Genomic DNA, 16,747 nt, shown 5'->3' with positions numbered 1-16,747 from the left:
TAAATGCTACTTTGTCAAAATTTGTTGCAAGTTATATAAAAAGAATGCTTTACTCTATTTATTGTGCGGTAGTTTTTACTTATTTTGTTAATCGTTGCATTCCATAAGTAATAAATCACCCTCGAGATGTTCTATGACGACTAGGCCATCTTTAGCAACGTGATTACTACTTCCTGTTTGATAGCCTATCGTAAGGGTGTCATTTGACAAAGGATAAAATAAATTTTCAGATCGAATGCCGGTTACTTGACCGACAGGGATTAAAGATATAGGAGTCGTTGCGGTATACCATTTTTCAAACTTTTTTGGTAACAAAAATACTTTAGAATGATCATCTAAAATGACGATTTTAAGCTTTTCACGATATCGAACGATATTTGTGAGATTAGTTATGGTATGATCGGCGCGTTTTCCAGTTGCCCAAACTACATTTACCGCTGGAATTTTCCTTTCGATTAAATAATCAAAAGCTTTTTCTAAATCTGTTTTATTTTGGTCTGGCGTATGGACAATTTCTAACGGATATTGTTGAATTTGATACACACTAGGATCGAAATCACGATCAAAGTCTCCTAGTAAAACATCAACTTTAATGTCCAATTTCATGACACGCTCCATTGCCGAATCTAAAACAATAACAACTGGAGACCATTCTAATAATTGTCCTAACAATTCAGGATTACAGGAGGAACCATTGGCAATGATTAATGCCGGTTCTTGATCATCGCGAACAATGTGGTGTGAAGACAAATTGATTGATTTTTTAAGTTAACAGTTGTGCGGTAACAAATATACTGATTGTTTTATAGTTTCAATAGTAGTTGTCGCTGTCTAATAAGTGTTCATTCGATTTATTGAATGGTATATTCTCTTTTGTCTGTTTCGCCTAGAGAGAAATACCCTAAAGGATAATTATCAGGATTTTGCGCATTGATAATATTACCGCGAACAGTAGCTGGAGGACTTTGAAACGGACTTCCTCCTCCATTATTGGCAATACTTAATAAAACACTCAAATAATTATAGTATGATTTAGAAATACCAAAATGGGTTACATTGATCTTGTCTCCTTTTTTGACTTTATCGCTAAGTGATACGCTGAAAAAACGATTCCCTTGATAGAAAGTGTCTTCATCTACATAAAAATTTTGGAGTACTTGACTAAAATAATTATAGTTGTAGAGGTAGTAATTACTTTCATTTGGAGGATCATCAAAATAGGTTTTGATTTCGATATTATTCCCCGTAAAACCTCCTTTGTTGTTTTGAATTATTTCCACAATAGGCGCTACTGATTTTAAGACTTCAGTTGCAGTATAGGTCTGACCATTACTCGTAACTGTCAGCGTATAGGTTTCGTTTAATTTAGGTACGAAATTCGTGCAAACATATTCTCCGGTCCCAGTTAGTTCCGTAAAGATAAAGTTGACATTTGAGCTGTTTTTTACAATAACAGTTGCTCCAGAAACAGTAGGAATTACAGTATTGTAAAATCCCGTTGTGGTAGTTAACTTTATTTTTTGGAAGTTTCCGGTGGTTCCTTTTTGCCAGTTAATGGATGCCTCAATAACAATCCTTGGTGCTGCGGTAGGTAGATCGAGTTGTACTACCTCTTCGCAACTGCTTAAAAATAATAGGGAAAGAAATAGTACAAGTAAATGTGATTTTTTCATGATTTTAGAATTTGAAATTATAACTAACAGCCGGTACAATTCCGAAAATTGATGTTTTTACTGCCTCATTTGCTCCTGTGTTTTCATTTTGTCTAAAATTAATTGAAGCAGCATTTTTTCTGTTATAAATATTATAGATGCTAAATACCCATTCTCCTTTCCAGTTTTTACCCTCGTTTTTAGTAGGGGTTAATGTAGCCGAAACATCTAAATGATGGTAAGCAGGAAGTCGGTTTTCGTTACGTAATCCATAACTAGGAACTGCTATTCCTAAATAGGTGTATTGGCCATTAGGATAGGTAACTGGTTGCCCAGATTGCAATGCAAAATTACCACCAAAAGACCATTTTTTGTTGAGGTTGTAGCTCGTGGTTACCGCTAAATTATGCAATTTGTCATAAACAGAGTTGTACCAGTTTCCGTTGTTAATTCCGGATTCGGTTGCCGTTCTTCCCGGAGTTCGTTGCTCTGATTTTGAAATGGTATAAGAAACCCATCCATTAAAGCGTCCTTCATTCTTTTTTAACATTAATTCTAAACCATAGGAACGTAATTGTCCATTCAATATGATTTGCTCAATAGCTTCATTTGCAATCAAATCCGCACCATCGATATAATCTAATCTATTTTTCACTTTCTTGTAATAGGTTTCGACTTCTAGTGAATAAGTGTCGTCTTTGAAGTTTCTAAAATAGCCAATCGCAACTTGATCCGCTAATTGTGGTTTGATGTAATTGTCAGCAGGTAACCACACATCCAGTGGAGTGGGAGATGAGGTATTAGAAATTAGCTGGAGATACTGTGACATTCTGTTATAGCTAGCTTTGATAGCTTGGTTGTCATCTAACTGATAAGCTACGGCTAGTCTAGGTTCTAGGTTTTTGTAGGTTTGTATGACTTTGTTTTTGCCAAAAAACTGAGTAGAAGTAGGAGTCGCTTTTTCGTATAACTGTAAGTCATCATTAAATGTAACAGGATTATTATTGTCGTAATAATTTACAGTAGAAGCACCAAGTCTATAAAACATGCTGTATCGTAAGCCGTATGTAAGGCTTAGTTTATCAGTTACATTTTGTTCTGCACTTAAATAGGCTGATGGTTCAAAAGCATATTTTTTATCGAGTTGATCAAAATTAATTCCTGAGGTGGTGTTTGAAGGTCGAATAGTTCCCGGATTAAATTCGTAATAAATTCCGTTTACACCATAACTAAGTTTGAAACTATCAGAGATATAGTTTTTGAAATCATACTTAATATTGTAGTTCTTGATTCCGGAGTCCCATTGAAATCCTACAAAGTCTAGATTAAGTCCATAGTAGTAATCACTATATATTAAGGAGAGGTTCGAAAATAATTTGTCTGAATACAAATGGTTCCATCTTAAATTTAAAGTAGTGTTACCGTAAATATTGGTAAAGCTATTGTTCAACGAAAATACATCTCTACCAAAATAGCCCGATAGATAAACGCTGTTATTAGCGTCGAATTTATAATTTAACTTCATGTTTAAATCATAAAAGTAGGCTGCATTATTTTTTTGTTCTTCAGATAATTTTAAAAAAAGATGAGCGTACGAGCTGCGTCCACCAATTAAAAAAGCACCTTTGTCTTTTACTATTGGACCTTCTACAAGAATTCGGCTTGAAATTAATCCAATTCCACCATTGGCATGAAACTCTTTACTGTTTCCATCTTTTTGATAAATATCTAATACAGACGATACACGACCACCATAATTGGCGGGTATTCCTCCTTTGTACAATTTTAAATCTTTGATAGCGTCCGGATTAAAAACAGAAAAGAACCCGAAAACGTGGGATGAATTAAAAATTGTGGCTTCATCCAATAATATTAAATTTTGATCAGCACCACCTCCACGAACGTTAAATCCGGAAGCTCCTTCACCAGCATTGGTTACTCCGGGAAGTAGAAGCAGCGATTTAAGAACATCGACTTCTCCAAGAACGACTGGCATTTTTTTTATCGATGAAATAGAAAGTTTGTTTAAGCTCATTTCCGGTGAACGAATGTCAGTGTTGTATTTTTTATCGGTAATGATGACTTCTCTAAGCTCTTGTCCGTCTATATTTAGATTTATATCTAATTTTTTGTTGTCAAAAAGTTCAATTTGCTGGGAAGCCGTTTGGAATCCGATGTAACTAAATAGTGCCTTGTAGGATCCAGTAGGGAGAGTTATGGAGTAAAAACCGTACTCATTAGTTGTGGTACTCGATTTTAATTCAGGGAAATAAATGGTAACCCCAATAAGTGTTTCATTATTACGACTGTCAGATACAGTACCGCTAACGGTGAATTTCTTTTTTGTCGTATCTGTAGTGTTTTTTTCCTGCGAAAATGCAGTAACTGCTGATGTTAAACAGAGCAACAAATAAATGATTTTTTTTAGGGACATGTTTTTTATTTAGATGTGCAAATTTGATTAAAAGATATAGAAATAAGGTTTAAACAAAATTTAAATATACGTTAATAAAAAAAGACAACCAATTGAGGTTGTCTTTTTTAGAAGTATTGTCTTGAATAGCTTATGCTATTTTTGCTAGAATTGCATTGAAAGTTGCACTAGGACGCATAGCAACACTTGTTAAAGCAGGATTAGGTTGGTAATAACCGCCAATTTCTTGTGCTTTACCTTGTGCATTAATCAACTCGGCATTGATTGCAGCTTCGTTAGCATGGAATTCTTGAGCTATAGGACTAAAAGTTGCCTTTAATGCTGCATCTTTATTTTGTTCTGCTAAGGCATCAGCCCAGTACATCGCTAAGTAAAAGTGAGATCCACGATTATCTAGTTGACCTACTTTTCTAGCTGGAGATTTATCATTTCTTAAAAATGCATCATTTGCCTGATCTAAGGTTTCTGATAAAACAATCGCTTTAGAGTTGTTTAAAGATTGTCCTAAATGTTCTAGAGAAGCACCTAGTGCTAAAAATTCTCCAAGAGAATCCCAACGAAGGTAACCTTCTTCAGTAAACTGCTCTACGTGCTTAGGAGCTGATCCTCCTGCGCCAGTTTCAAATAATCCACCACCATTCATCAAAGGAACGATTGATAGCATTTTAGCAGACGTTCCTAATTCTAAAATTGGGAATAAATCTGTTAAATAGTCACGCAATACATTTCCAGTTACTGAGATCGTATCTTCTCCTTTTTTGATGCGCTCTAATGTAAAACTAGTAGCTGCAATAGGATTTAATATACGAATGTCCAGTCCAGTCGTGTCGTGATCTTTTAGGTATAAATTTACTTTTTCAATTAATTGTCTGTCGTGTGCTCTGTTTTCGTCTAACCAAAAAACAGCTGGTGTACTTGATAGACGTGCTCTGTTTACAGCTAGTTTTACCCAGTCTTGAATAGGAGCGTCTTTTGCTTGACACATTCTAAAAATGTCTTTAGCTTCAACTGCTTGTTCCATTAAAACAGTTCCTTTTGTGTCAACAACACGAACAACACCGTTAGATGTCATTTGGAAAGTTTTATCGTGAGAACCATATTCTTCTGCTTTTTGAGCCATTAGTCCCACGTTAGGAACGCTTCCCATTGTTGTTGGGTCAAAGGCACCGTTCTTTTTACAGAAATCAATTGTAGCAGTATAGATTCCAGCATAAGAACGGTCTGGAATAATAGCTAACGTATCTTGTGATTTTCCATCTTTATTCCACATTTGTCCTGATGTACGTATCATAGCAGGCATTGACGCATCTACAATAACATCAGAAGGAACATGAAGATTGGTAATTCCTTTATCAGAGTTTACCATAGCAAGAGCTGGACCATTTTCAATTGCTTGCGCAATGGCTGCTTCAACTTCAGCTTGTTCAGGACGTCCAGCTATTTTAGCATAAACATCACCTAAACCGTTACGAGTATCAACTCCTAAGTCTGCAAATAAAGTAGCGTATTTTTCAAAAACTGCTGCGAAGTAAACTTCTACAATAGCTCCAAATATAATTGGATCTGATACTTTCATCATTGTTGCTTTCAGGTGAACTGATAACAAGATGTTTTTTTCTTTTGCCTCAGCAATGGCTGTTTTTACAAATGATTTTAAGGCCTGTAAATGCATTACAGAGCTATCGATGATTTCGCCTACTTTAAGCGGAGTGCTTGCTTTTAATACGGTAGTTGTACCATCTTCTCCAACAAATTCTATTTTAACATCCGTTGCTTCGGCAATAGTAACTGATTTTTCACTTCCGTAAAAATCACCACTTCCCATGGAAGCAACTTCTGTTTTTGATTCTGATGACCATGCTCCCATAGAATGTGGGTTTACTTTAGCATAGTTTTTTACTGCTTTTGGTGCTCTACGATCAGAGTTTCCTTCACGTAAAACAGGGTTTACAGCTGAACCAAGTACTTTTGAGTATTTTAATTTTGTTTCCTTTTCCACATCAGTTTGTGGGTCTTCAGGGAAATTTGGTATTGCGTATCCGTGTGACTGCAATTCAGCAATGGCTTCTTTTAGTTGTGGTACGGATGCAGAGATATTTGGTAATTTAATAATATTAGCTTCTGGTGCAGTTGCTAATTTTCCTAATTCAGAAAGAGAGTCTTTTACTCTTTGTTCTTCGGTTAAAAATTCTGGGAAATTAGCCAGAATTCTTGCTGCTAAAGAAATGTCTTCGGTAGTTATTTCTATACCTGCTGTAGCTGTAAAAGCTTGAACAATAGGTAAGAAAGAGTAAGTCGCTAATAAAGGTGCTTCATCTGTTAAGGTGTAAGCAATTTTTGATTTCTGTGTCATTATTACTATTTTATAATCGTATCCGTAGTGTCTAGGATGTAGAATGTATGTTTTGCTAAAAATTAAGCCTCGCAAATATATGAAAATCACACTAAAAACGAATAGCGTTTGGGTGACAAAATAGGGAATAAGTTAAGAACTAACGAGATATTAGTAAATTGTGATTTTTAAACTTAATTTTTAGGCATAAAAAAAGGTCCCAACAGTGTTGAGACCTTTTATGATAAAGAGACAGTAAACTATCTTCTTTTGTCTTTGATTTTTGCTTTCTTACCAGTAAGTTGTCTGAAGTAGAAAATTCTAGCTCTACGAACTGAACCTTTTTTGTTGATTTCAACTTTTTGTAAAGCTGGCAAGTTCACAGGGAAGATACGCTCAACACCTACTGCACCTGACATTTTACGGATTGTAAAAGTTTCAGTACTTCCAGTACCTCTTCTTTGGATTACAACTCCTTTAAAAAACTGAGTTCTAGTTTTTTCACCCTCTTTAATTTCGTAGTACACAGTGATAGTATCACCAGCTCCGAATACAGGGAAATCTTTTCTTGTAACAAATTCGTTATTAACGAAATCTACTAAATTTGCCATTTTAAATGCTAATTATGGTTTTTGAATTAGAGCAACATTCACGGATCTCGCCAGAGGTTAGTCTAAAGTGGGTGCAAAAGTAATTAAAAAAGTTTAAAGATTAAAGTTTTTTTGTTTAAAGTTAAAACTCTATTCCTCTAGTAAGTCCGGTCTTCTAGTTTTAGTATGCTCATACGCCATGTCTTCACGCCATTTGTCAATTTTAGCAAAGTTTCCACTAGTTAAAACTTCTGGAACTTTCCAACCTTTGTAATCAGCCGGGCGTGTGTAAATAGGTCCTGATAGTAAGCCATCTTGAAAACTATCCGTCAAGGCTGATGTTTCATCACTCAAGACACCAGGGATTAACCGAATTAATGCATCAGATAATACTAAAGCTCCTAATTCTCCGCCAGATAATACATAATCGCCTATCGAGATTTCCTTAGTAATGAAATGGTCTCTCACACGCTGATCCACTCCTTTATAATGACCACATAATATGATGATATTCTCATACATCGACATGGTGTTGGCCATTTTTTGATTTAGCGTTTCACCATCAGGAGACATATATATAATCTCATCGTAGGTTCTTTCACTTTTCAAATGGGTAATACATGCATCAATAGGTTGCACTGTCATAACCATTCCCGCTCCGCCGCCGTAAGGATAATCATCAACGCTTTTTTGTTTGTTAGTCGTATAATCTCTTAGGTTGTGAAAATGAACTTCTACCAATCCTTTTTCTATGGCGCGTTTCATAATAGAAGCTTCAAAAGGACTCCTTAATAATTCAGGTAAAACGGTAACAATATCAATGCGCATAATTTTTAGCTCTAAGTTTTAAAGTGCCAAAGGTACAAAGTTTTTTAATGGGAAATTCCGAACTACGATAGGCTATAATAGGAACTAGTTTAAAATAAGTTAGCCTCCAGAATTTAAATTCCAAAGGCTAACTAACTTTTGTGTCGTGATGCAGTTTTACTGCTTTTACATTAATTTACTAAAGAATACAGCATTCCAAAGTAATTTTTCAGTTCCTAACCAAAAGGCTCTAAAATTAGTGTTGTCCGTAAAAATGATTATTTTTCCGCTTCCTTTTCGTATCGATTGAAAAGGAACAGATTCCTTTAACAACGCCAAATTAGGATTTGAAATATAGCCGCTTATTAGTGGCGATTTAGTGTATTGAATAGGGTTTTCATAGCTGTTTTTATTAGGCTCGATCATTATGGAACTGTTTCTAAATACAGGAAGAGTGTTTCTAGGCATTCCAAAGTTAATTGGATGAGACAAATCTAATTTGGTTTCAAAAATAGCACCTGCTACCAATTGTGCTCCTCTAAAATCATCCTTTTGTTCAAAGCTTATGTTTTTAGCCTCTTCTTTATTCGTTTTAAACGTAAGTTCAATTACTTTAGCAGTATTGAGCCATTTTATGGCATCTTGATACGCAATTAGTGTACCTCCATTTTGTACCCACTGTTCTATTTTAGTAGTCGTGTCTTTCGATAATCCACCATAATTACCATTCACTAGAATTAAGGTATTGTAGCGGTTTAAATTCACATTTGGTAATTGATCTACATCTAATTTGGTCAATGGCATTGCTGCTTTTTGATCAAACATATGCCATATTTCTCCGGCATCGGCAGGATCAACACCTTTACCAACCAACATGGCAACCTTTGGGGTTTCTAATGTTTCAAAATTGGGGTTTCCTAGATTTATACCATCAGTAAAACCAGTTTCTACAGCTGTAATGTTAAAGGTGTACTCGCTAATGATTTCGTTCAAATAATTGTTTATTTCGGTCGAACTCATGTCTTGATTTTGAACAGGGACAAATAAACTGCCATATCCAAACGCTTTTCCTTTGTGTATAAATGGTTTTGAGGTAGTTTTTACTCGTAAGCCTTTTGATAATAATTGATTTAATAATTTGGGTGATTTATGGTCCGTCCATTCGATTAAGTAGCCAATATCACTTTTAGCATTTACAGTTCCAACTTTTAAAGTCGGTTCATATTTTGCGCCTGCTGCAGCAAGTGAATTTACTCCTTCAAAATTCACATTGAAAGCCAAATCGAAACTCCAAGCCGAAATATCATAAAATAAACTGTCTTTAAATTTAGTTTGACGATCAAAAATAGCATTGATCAGTTTTGTGTTTTGCTGCTCAACAGGAATGATGTAACTCAAGTCCTTTTTGAATTTTTTATTGTTGATGGTGATGTCGTTATTTAAAGCTAGCATTTCTATTTTATGCTGACTTAAAATTTTCGCCAGTTCATTTACTCTTGTAGCATCTTTTTCGTCTCCAACCACATAACCTTTGAATTTACTTTTTTTGCTTTCAGCTCTAGCATTGTTGTAAAAATCACGTTGGTATTCTAGCAAATCAGTACGCATCTCTGAGGTTGCTTGCAAAGTAGATAAACTAGTGGTGAATTGATTTCGAATCGTAAACGGAAAAGTGATAATTCCGTTAGCACTTTCTTGGGCATGACCTCTCGAACTCGCTTGCTCAAATAAGATTCCTACCGAGCCGTTGATGTCTGGGTAAGAAGATCCTTTTCCGTAATAAAAATCATCGTAGTTTTCTTCAATAAAATACGAACTACCTATTTTGTCTAAAGCTTTAGCATGGTAACTTGCGATTTTCATCGTCAATTTCTGATTCAGTTCTGGAGTCAAAGGATTGGTTCTTGTAGGTTCTCCAGGCTGAAAAAAATAGGTCGAATTGGTTCCCATCTCATGGAAATCACATAAAACGTTGGGCATCCATTTTCTAAAAGTCTTGATGCGTGCTTGACTTTCGGGTAGCTGTACCGGAAGCCAGTCTCTATTCATGTCAAATAAATAATGATTAAATCGTCCGCGTGGCCATCCCTCATTAAATTCACGATCATTTGAATCCGTAACAAGATTCGTGCTTTTGTTGCTGTTTACCCAAGTTGAGAAACGCTGAATTCCATCAGGATTAAAGCAAGGATCTAATAAAATCACCGTGTTTTCTAATGTTTTTTCAAGCTCAGCACTTTCGCAAGCCGCTAAATAATACGTTAATGCTATTGCCGCTCCTGATCCACTTGATTCGTTTCCGTGAATGGAGTAGCCTAAGTAAACTACGATAGGCATGTCTGCAATTTTGGTTTGGTTGTTCCCAGTCAAATTAGCTAGATGTTGCTCATTAATTTCTTTTATACGTGCTAAATTTTTTGGACTCGAAATAGTCAACAATTGCAAAGGGCGGTTTTCAAAAGTATAGCCCGTAGTTTCAATAGCAATTCGATCAGATACTTTGGCTACTTCTTTCATGTAGTAGGCTAGCTGTGTATGATCAGTATGCATTTCGCCTAATTCAAAATTGAAGATGCTTTTAGGAGTGGGGATGTTTTTGTTGTAGGTTACATTTTGAGGTAAATAATAGTCTAATGTAGGTTGCTTTTTTTGCTGCGCACCAGCGATAGCAGCGATTAAAAAAGTAAAATAATAGAGATACTTCATGGTTATTGGTATTGATTTGGTATTAGTTATATATTAAATTGTCTCAGGTGGTGATCCATGTGATTCCACATTAATTTATTCCAGTCTTCATACGTCAGCTTACCCCAAAAAGGATGATCCATAGTTCTAACAGATTCGGTTCCTTTTTCAAAACGTTTAAAATTACGAATCAATTCTGATTTGGCATTTTCAAAGTCGTACGGATCTACAAAAATAAATTCCTTGGCAGTAGGACTGTTTTTTTTAAACTCAGAGTTGAAGACCTTGTTTTTCATCATTCGGCCTAAAAGTCTAAAGACGAAATTCACTTTGACCTCTTTTTCTCCAAAAGCGACCAAGATAGCGGCATTGGTATGTTGGCACATTTGAGTAGCGTTCATTTTACCCCAAACAGCTTTGCTATCTGGTCGTAGATTTGAAATCCTAGCAATCATGGCTTGGTTTTCAGTTGGATCAAAAATGGATTTCATAGGAACTCTTTTTTAGAGAAAAACAAATATAGGACTAATTTCCGTACTATTAGAATTCTTGAAAAAGCCCAGCTTACTGCCAAATATTAATTAGACTACTGTTTTCACAAACCTATTTTTTGCGTACTTTTATGGCGAAAATTAAATCAATCTAATTTATGAAGGCTTTTTCAAAGATAATTATATCTGGTAGCGTGTTGATGGCAGTTGCATCGATGCAAACAGTCCACGCTCAAAATAAAAATGTAAAAATGACGAATCCGTTGTTACAAAAAAGTACGTTGCAATACCAAGCACCGCCCTTTAATCTGATAAAAGATACAGACTTTAAACCTGCTTTCGAGTATGGTCTAGCGGTGCACGACAAGGAAATCATGGCGATTGCTAACAATCCAGCCAAGCCTACTTTTCAAAACACCGTATTGGCATTCGAAACTGCAGGTGTTGACCTAAAAAGAGCCACTAGTCTTTTTTACAATTTAACAGGTTCGAATACCAATCCTACTTTACAAGCATTGCAAGCGGAATATGCTCCTATATTCTCTGCTCACAGCGATAAAATGTACTTGAATACTAAATTGTACAAGCGTTTTAAAGCAATCGATATAAACGCACTTAAAGGCGAGGATAAAAAGCTTACGCAATACTATTTAACAGAATTTGAATTGGCAGGAGCTAATTTATCTGATACCGATAAAGAAAAAATGAAAGCCATTAATGGAGAACTAGCCAGTTTAGGAACGGAGTTTGGAAGCAAGCTTTTAATCGCTCGTAAAAACGGTGCTGTTCTTTATGACAATGCTTCTGACTTAGATGGATTAAGTGCTAACGAAATTGCAGCTGCCAAGGCCAAAGCTACTGAAGCCGGTCATGATGGAAAATATTTAATAGGATTATTGAATACAACACAACAACCTTTGCTGCAAAGCATGACCAACAGAGCTTCTAGAGAAAAATTATTTAAAGCATCTTGGACTCGCGCTGAGAAAAATGATGATGGCGATACGCGTTCTGTATTAGAAAAAATGGCCAGACTACGTTTGCAAAAAGCAAATTTAATGGGCAAGAAAAATTTTGCTGAGTGGAAAATTCAAGATCAAATGGCACAAACGCCAGAGCGAGCTATGAATTTATTAGCAAAAATCGCTCCTCCAGCTGTTGCTAAAGCTAAAGTAGAAGCTAAAGAAATTCAGGATCTAATTGATGCTCAAAAAGGCGGATTTAAATTAGAGCCTTGGGATTGGAATTTTTATTCTGAGCAAGTGCGTAAAGCCAAATATGATTTGGACGAAAGTCAAGTGAAACCCTACTTTGAGTTAACAACCGTTCTTGAAAAAGGAGTTTTCTTTGCTGCTAAAAAAATGTACGGTATTACTTTTAAAGCGCGTCCAGATTTACCAGTATATCACCCTGATGTTGTGGCTTACGAAGTTTTTGACAATGACGGAAAATCAATGGCGATCTATTACCTAGATTTCTATACGAGAGACAATAAAAATGGTGGTGCATGGATGAGCAACTTTGTGGATCAATCGCATTATCTAAAGCAAAAACCAGTAATTGTTAACGTATATAATTTTGCAAAACCCGTAAACGGAAATCCATCTTTAATTAGTTTTGATGATGTGACGACTATGTTTCATGAGTTTGGACATACCTTACACGGTTTATTTGCGAATCAAAACTATACCAGTCTTTCAGGAACAGCCGTACCTCGTGATTTCGTAGAATTTCCTTCTCAAATCAATGAGCATGCCGCTTTAGACCCTGAAGTATTGAAAAATTATGCGATCCACTACCAAACTAAGGAAGTGATTCCGCAAGAGTTAATCGATAAAATTAAAAAAGCCGATACGTTCAACAAAGGATACGATGTGACGGAGCTTTTGGCTGCAGCGACTTTAGATATGAACTGGCATACCGTTGCGAATGAAGCCGATTTTAAACCAACATTAATTTTTGAAAAAGAAGCTTTAGAAAAATACGGATTGTTAGTTAATGAAACACCTACACGATACCACACGCCTTACTTTGCACACATTTGGTCAGGCGGCTATTCAGCAGGTTATTATGCTTACACTTGGTCAAAAACACTAGATTACAATGTGTATGACTGGATGAAAGCTAACGGCGGTTTGACAAGAGAAAACAGCGAACGTTTTAGAAAATACATTCTATCAGTTGGGAACAGCGTCGATTTAAACCAAGCCTTTAAAGAATTTATTGGCCACGACATGGAAATCGAACCGTATTTAAGAAACGCAGGACTTTTAGCCAAATAGCATCTTAGTAAACTATTAAAAAATGACATTCGTAATGGATGTCATTTTTTTTTGGAGCAATTCCAGCTGTACACTATATCTATCGTGCCGAACCCCGGCACAATAGGATGCCGTTTCCATCTGGGCTAAAAACAAAAGTAGAATACATACCAAATTGGGTTGTAAATTGGCAATTTGGTTTACCAGAATTACAAATTTTATAACCTTTTCATGAAATTTTGAAACTACATTTTGGGTTTAGCAATCGTACCTTTGTCTTACACATTAAAAAAGAAGAAATGAGTTTAGAAAATACGATCAGTTTACAAGAAACTTTAGATAAAGCAAAAAATGCATGGGAAGCTAAAGCACCCGATCAAATCAAGGAAATATATGCTGAAGGAATAGCGGATGTAGTACGTCAAAACTTAATTGCGACCGCCAAGAAAAATGACGACATCGCACCTGAGTTCGCTTTAACAAATGCAACAGGTAAAGAGGTTAAATTAAGTGATTACCTAAAAAAAGGACCAGTGGTATTAACCTGGTACCGTGGTGGATGGTGTCCGTATTGTAATATGACTTTGCATTATTTGCAAGAGCAATTACCAGCGATTCAATTAAAAGGAGCAAATTTATTGGCATTAACACCAGAGTTACCCGACAAATCCATGTCGACTGCTGAGAAGCACCAATTACAATTTGAAGTACTAAGCGATGTAGGGAACAAAGTTGCAAAGGACTACGGAATCGTTTTTAAATTAACCGATGACGTGGCTACTTCATACCAAAACGGATTTGATTTGCACGGTTACAACGGTGATGAATCGAATGAATTGCCATTGGCAGCAACTTATGTAATTGGCCAAGATGGTACTATTGTCTATACTTTTTTAGATGCTGAATATCGCAATAGAGCAGAGGCAACTGAAATTTTTAAAGCGCTAGACAGTTTGCAACAATAAGGTATCAGTAATAAATAGGTCAAACCTCATTAGTGACAATCTAATGAGGTTTTTACTTTAATCTACTTTTATAGAATTATTAGCTTTTGTTTAGAATAAAATATTGTAAAACACGACTTACTTTTGCAAAATGGAATTATCAAGAAAAAATGTCCTGTTTATGGCCGTTGCAACAGGACTAATTGTTGCCAATTTATATTATTGTCAACCCCTTATCATATTAATCGCTGACGAATTCAAAATTCCACATGCCGATGCGGGTACAATTGCCTACCTCACGCAAGCGGGCTACGCCATTGGCTTGTTTTTTATGGTTCCCCTTGGTGATAAATTAGAGCGAAAAACACAAATCCTCTACACTACATTCGCCTCAGTTATCGCTTTGATAATCGCGGCAACTGCTCAAAGTTATCTTATATTAGAAATCGCCTCCCTTTTAATCGGAATCACTTCAATTGTTCCTCAACTTATTTTACCACTAGCTGCGTCTCTAAGTGCTCCTGAGAATAGAGGTAAAGTGGTTGGAACGATCATGAGCGGACTCTTAGTTGGGATTTTACTGTCACGAACATTGAGTGGTTTTATAGGAGAAGTACTGGGTTGGCGCGCCATGTTTTGGATTGCAGCAGGGCTTTGTATGTTGCTGTTTTTTATAATCAAAAAACAATTTCCTTACAATAAGCCTGTTTTTCAAGGATCTTATGGTAAGCTAATCGGTTCGCTATTTACCTTAATTAAGGAACAACCATTGCTTCGTGAAGCTACATTGATCAACGTTTTTAGTTTTGCGCAATTTGGTGCTTTTTGGACTACGATGGTGCTATTATTATCTGCTGAGCCTTTTAATTTCAATAGCGCGACTATCGGTTTATTTGGAATCGTGGGTGCCTCGGGAGCATTAGCGGCTCCTTTAGTAGGTAAGTTGGGAGATAAAGGAAGTTCGAGAGTAGCCGTTGGATACGGTTGTGCTTTAATTGCTTTGAGTTTTATTGTTTTTTACTTTTCAGCGGTAAGTGTTGTCGGGATTGTTATCGGAATCGTACTTATTGATATTGGTTTACAAGGAGTTCATATTTCTAATCAAACAAGAGTGTATTCAATCATGCCCGAAGCTAGAAACAGAATGAATACCGTTTTTATGTCGTTTAGCTTCTTAGGAACAGCGGCAGGTTCGGCATTTGGATTGTTTTTGTGGCAATTTGGAGGTTGGCATGCCGTAGCTTTAGGTTGTTTGTTGTTGTCCTTTTTGGCATTCTTAGTATATGCTTTTACCTATAAAGCCAAAGCAAAACGGGTAGAAAGTGTAAAGGGATAAAAAATTAATTTGTAAATTTGCAATTCAATAAAAATAATTAAAGATGGAAAACGGAATATATGCTAAATTCAACACCTCAAAAGGGTCAATTTTAGTAAAATTAGAGCATGAATTAACTCCAGGAACTGTAGGTAATTTTGTAGCTCTTGCAGAAGGAAACATGGAAAACAAAATTAAACCTCAAGGACAAAAGTTTTATGATGGTTTAAATTTCCATAGAGTTATTCCTGATTTTATGATCCAAGGTGGTTGTCCTCAAGGTACAGGTACTGGTGATCCAGGATACAAATTTGATGATGAATTTCACCCAAGTTTGAAACATGACAGACCAGGAATTTTAGCAATGGCGAATTCAGGACCAGGTTCAAACGGATCACAATTTTATATTACACATGTACCAACTTCTTGGTTAGATGGTAAGCATACTGTTTTTGGACATGTTATCGAAGGACAAGATGTTGTTGATGCAGTTGCTCAAGGAGATAAATTAGAATCTTTAGAGATTGTAAGAGTAGGTGCAGAGGCAGAGAAATGGAATGCAATTGAAGCTTTTGTAAGTTTAAAAGGAGCACGTTTGAAAAAAATGGCAGCTTTAAAAGCAGAATCAGAAGCTAAAATGGAAACATTAGCTGCTGGTTTTGAAAAAACAGAAAGTGGATTGCGTTACCAATTCATCCAAAGAGGAGAAGGAAAACAAGCCGAAGCTGGTAAAACAGTAGCGGTTCACTATGAAGGTTCATTAGAGACTGGAAAAGTATTTGATTCTTCTTACCCAAGAAAAAAACCAATCGAATTCAAATTAGGTCAAGGTCAAGTGATCGAAGGATGGGACGAAGGTATTGCTTTATTGAAAGTTGGAGACAAAGCTCGTTTTGTTATCCCTTCTGATTTAGGATACGGACCAGCAGGTGCAGGAGGAGTGATTCCGCCAAACGCTACTTTGATTTTTGACGTTGAATTAATGGACGTTAAATAAGAATTACTTTTATTTTAATTCTATTGTAAAAACCGTTTCAAAATTTATTTTGGAACGGTTTTTCAGTTTTTACCAGTTAAGCATTCGCAAAGTGAACGAATAAATCGTAATGGAATTTATATCGCACGGTGATTTTAATAGTGTTTTGTTCAGTTGGTTTACGCTACCGTTAAATAGGTGTTATTTGGCAGTTTTTTACCATCAATTTTAATAGTAGAATAATATTGTCTTAATTACTA

12 protein-coding genes are annotated in these 16,747 nt (G+C 35.9%); 4 read left to right on the top strand and 8 right to left on the bottom strand.

The features are described from left to right. Window positions 1-87 precede the first annotated feature (87 nt). From ACZ2G0_RS15510 to ACZ2G0_RS15475, 8 genes are all read right to left on the bottom strand, one after another. Window positions 88-750, bottom strand: a complete 663-nt coding sequence (locus ACZ2G0_RS15510; RefSeq protein ID WP_300288835.1) for a thiamine diphosphokinase — start codon at window positions 748-750, stop codon at window positions 88-90. A gap of 101 nt (window positions 751-851) precedes the next feature. Beyond that, window positions 852-1,673 (bottom strand): DUF4249 family protein, encoded by an 822-nt coding sequence (locus tag ACZ2G0_RS15505; RefSeq protein WP_470308401.1) that lies wholly within the window; start codon window positions 1,671-1,673, stop codon window positions 852-854. A gap of 4 nt (window positions 1,674-1,677) precedes the next feature. Beyond that, window positions 1,678-4,086, bottom strand: a complete 2,409-nt coding sequence (locus ACZ2G0_RS15500; protein WP_470308400.1) for a TonB-dependent receptor — start codon at window positions 4,084-4,086, stop codon at window positions 1,678-1,680. Between the two features lie 130 nt (window positions 4,087-4,216). Next, entirely contained in the window at window positions 4,217-6,439 is a 2,223-nt protein-coding gene (locus tag ACZ2G0_RS15495) for an NADP-dependent isocitrate dehydrogenase (RefSeq protein WP_470308399.1), read from the bottom strand. A gap of 239 nt (window positions 6,440-6,678) precedes the next feature. Further along, window positions 6,679-7,029 carry a 50S ribosomal protein L19 gene (rplS, locus tag ACZ2G0_RS15490; RefSeq protein WP_300289056.1) on the bottom strand — a complete coding sequence of 117 codons (351 nt, stop codon included), beginning with the start codon at window positions 7,027-7,029 and terminating at the stop codon, window positions 6,679-6,681. A gap of 129 nt (window positions 7,030-7,158) precedes the next feature. Further along, window positions 7,159-7,836, bottom strand: coding sequence for a tRNA (guanosine(37)-N1)-methyltransferase TrmD (gene trmD, locus ACZ2G0_RS15485; protein ID WP_187010858.1), 678 nt, complete (start codon window positions 7,834-7,836; stop codon window positions 7,159-7,161). Window positions 7,837-8,001: 165 nt separating this feature from the next. Beyond that, window positions 8,002-10,521, bottom strand: coding sequence for a M14 family metallopeptidase (locus ACZ2G0_RS15480; protein WP_470308398.1), 2,520 nt, complete (start codon window positions 10,519-10,521; stop codon window positions 8,002-8,004). Window positions 10,522-10,547: 26 nt separating this feature from the next. Beyond that, entirely contained in the window at window positions 10,548-10,991 is a 444-nt protein-coding gene (locus ACZ2G0_RS15475) for a DUF1569 domain-containing protein (protein WP_470308397.1), read from the bottom strand. A 158-nt stretch (window positions 10,992-11,149) separates the two neighbouring features. Here ACZ2G0_RS15475 and ACZ2G0_RS15470 point away from each other — a divergent pair, with 158 nt between their 5' ends. From ACZ2G0_RS15470 to ACZ2G0_RS15455, 4 genes are all read left to right on the top strand, one after another. Beyond that, entirely contained in the window at window positions 11,150-13,273 is a 2,124-nt protein-coding gene (locus ACZ2G0_RS15470) for a M3 family metallopeptidase (RefSeq protein ID WP_470308396.1), read from the top strand. Window positions 13,274-13,551: 278 nt separating this feature from the next. Further along, complete coding sequence (locus ACZ2G0_RS15465; RefSeq protein WP_470308395.1) at window positions 13,552-14,217, top strand: peroxiredoxin-like family protein; 666 nt, start codon at window positions 13,552-13,554, stop codon at window positions 14,215-14,217. 130 nt (window positions 14,218-14,347) lie between these two features. Continuing rightward, window positions 14,348-15,532 (top strand): MFS transporter, encoded by a 1,185-nt coding sequence (locus tag ACZ2G0_RS15460; RefSeq protein WP_470308394.1) that lies wholly within the window; start codon window positions 14,348-14,350, stop codon window positions 15,530-15,532. A 43-nt stretch (window positions 15,533-15,575) separates the two neighbouring features. Beyond that, window positions 15,576-16,508: a peptidylprolyl isomerase gene (locus ACZ2G0_RS15455; RefSeq protein WP_300287400.1), complete on the top strand. Its 933-nt coding sequence runs from the start codon at window positions 15,576-15,578 to the stop codon at window positions 16,506-16,508. Window positions 16,509-16,747 lie beyond the last annotated feature (239 nt).

Source organism: Flavobacterium sp. KKT103, assembly GCF_055640565.1.
Note: the sequence above shows the minus strand (reverse complement) of the source record. Positions and strands in the feature narration are given on the sequence as shown.

Excerpts from the sequence above, each read along its gene's own strand:
- ACZ2G0_RS15465 (WP_470308395.1), top strand. The coding sequence starts at position 13,552 with ATGAGTTTAGAAAATACGATCAGTTTACAAGAAACTTTAGATAAAGCA.
- rplS (WP_300289056.1), bottom strand. The coding sequence starts at position 7,029 with ATGGCAAATTTAGTAGATTTCGTTAATAACGAATTTGTTACAAGAAAA.
- ACZ2G0_RS15505 (WP_470308401.1), bottom strand. The coding sequence starts at position 1,673 with ATGAAAAAATCACATTTACTTGTACTATTTCTTTCCCTATTATTTTTA.
- ACZ2G0_RS15455 (WP_300287400.1), top strand. The coding sequence starts at position 15,576 with ATGGAAAACGGAATATATGCTAAATTCAACACCTCAAAAGGGTCAATT.
- ACZ2G0_RS15475 (WP_470308397.1), bottom strand. The coding sequence starts at position 10,991 with ATGAAATCCATTTTTGATCCAACTGAAAACCAAGCCATGATTGCTAGG.
- ACZ2G0_RS15470 (WP_470308396.1), top strand. The coding sequence starts at position 11,150 with ATGAAGGCTTTTTCAAAGATAATTATATCTGGTAGCGTGTTGATGGCA.
- trmD (WP_187010858.1), bottom strand. The coding sequence starts at position 7,836 with ATGCGCATTGATATTGTTACCGTTTTACCTGAATTATTAAGGAGTCCT.
- ACZ2G0_RS15480 (WP_470308398.1), bottom strand. The coding sequence starts at position 10,521 with ATGAAGTATCTCTATTATTTTACTTTTTTAATCGCTGCTATCGCTGGT.
- ACZ2G0_RS15460 (WP_470308394.1), top strand. The coding sequence starts at position 14,348 with ATGGAATTATCAAGAAAAAATGTCCTGTTTATGGCCGTTGCAACAGGA.
- ACZ2G0_RS15500 (WP_470308400.1), bottom strand. The coding sequence starts at position 4,086 with ATGTCCCTAAAAAAAATCATTTATTTGTTGCTCTGTTTAACATCAGCA.
- ACZ2G0_RS15495 (WP_470308399.1), bottom strand. The coding sequence starts at position 6,439 with ATGACACAGAAATCAAAAATTGCTTACACCTTAACAGATGAAGCACCT.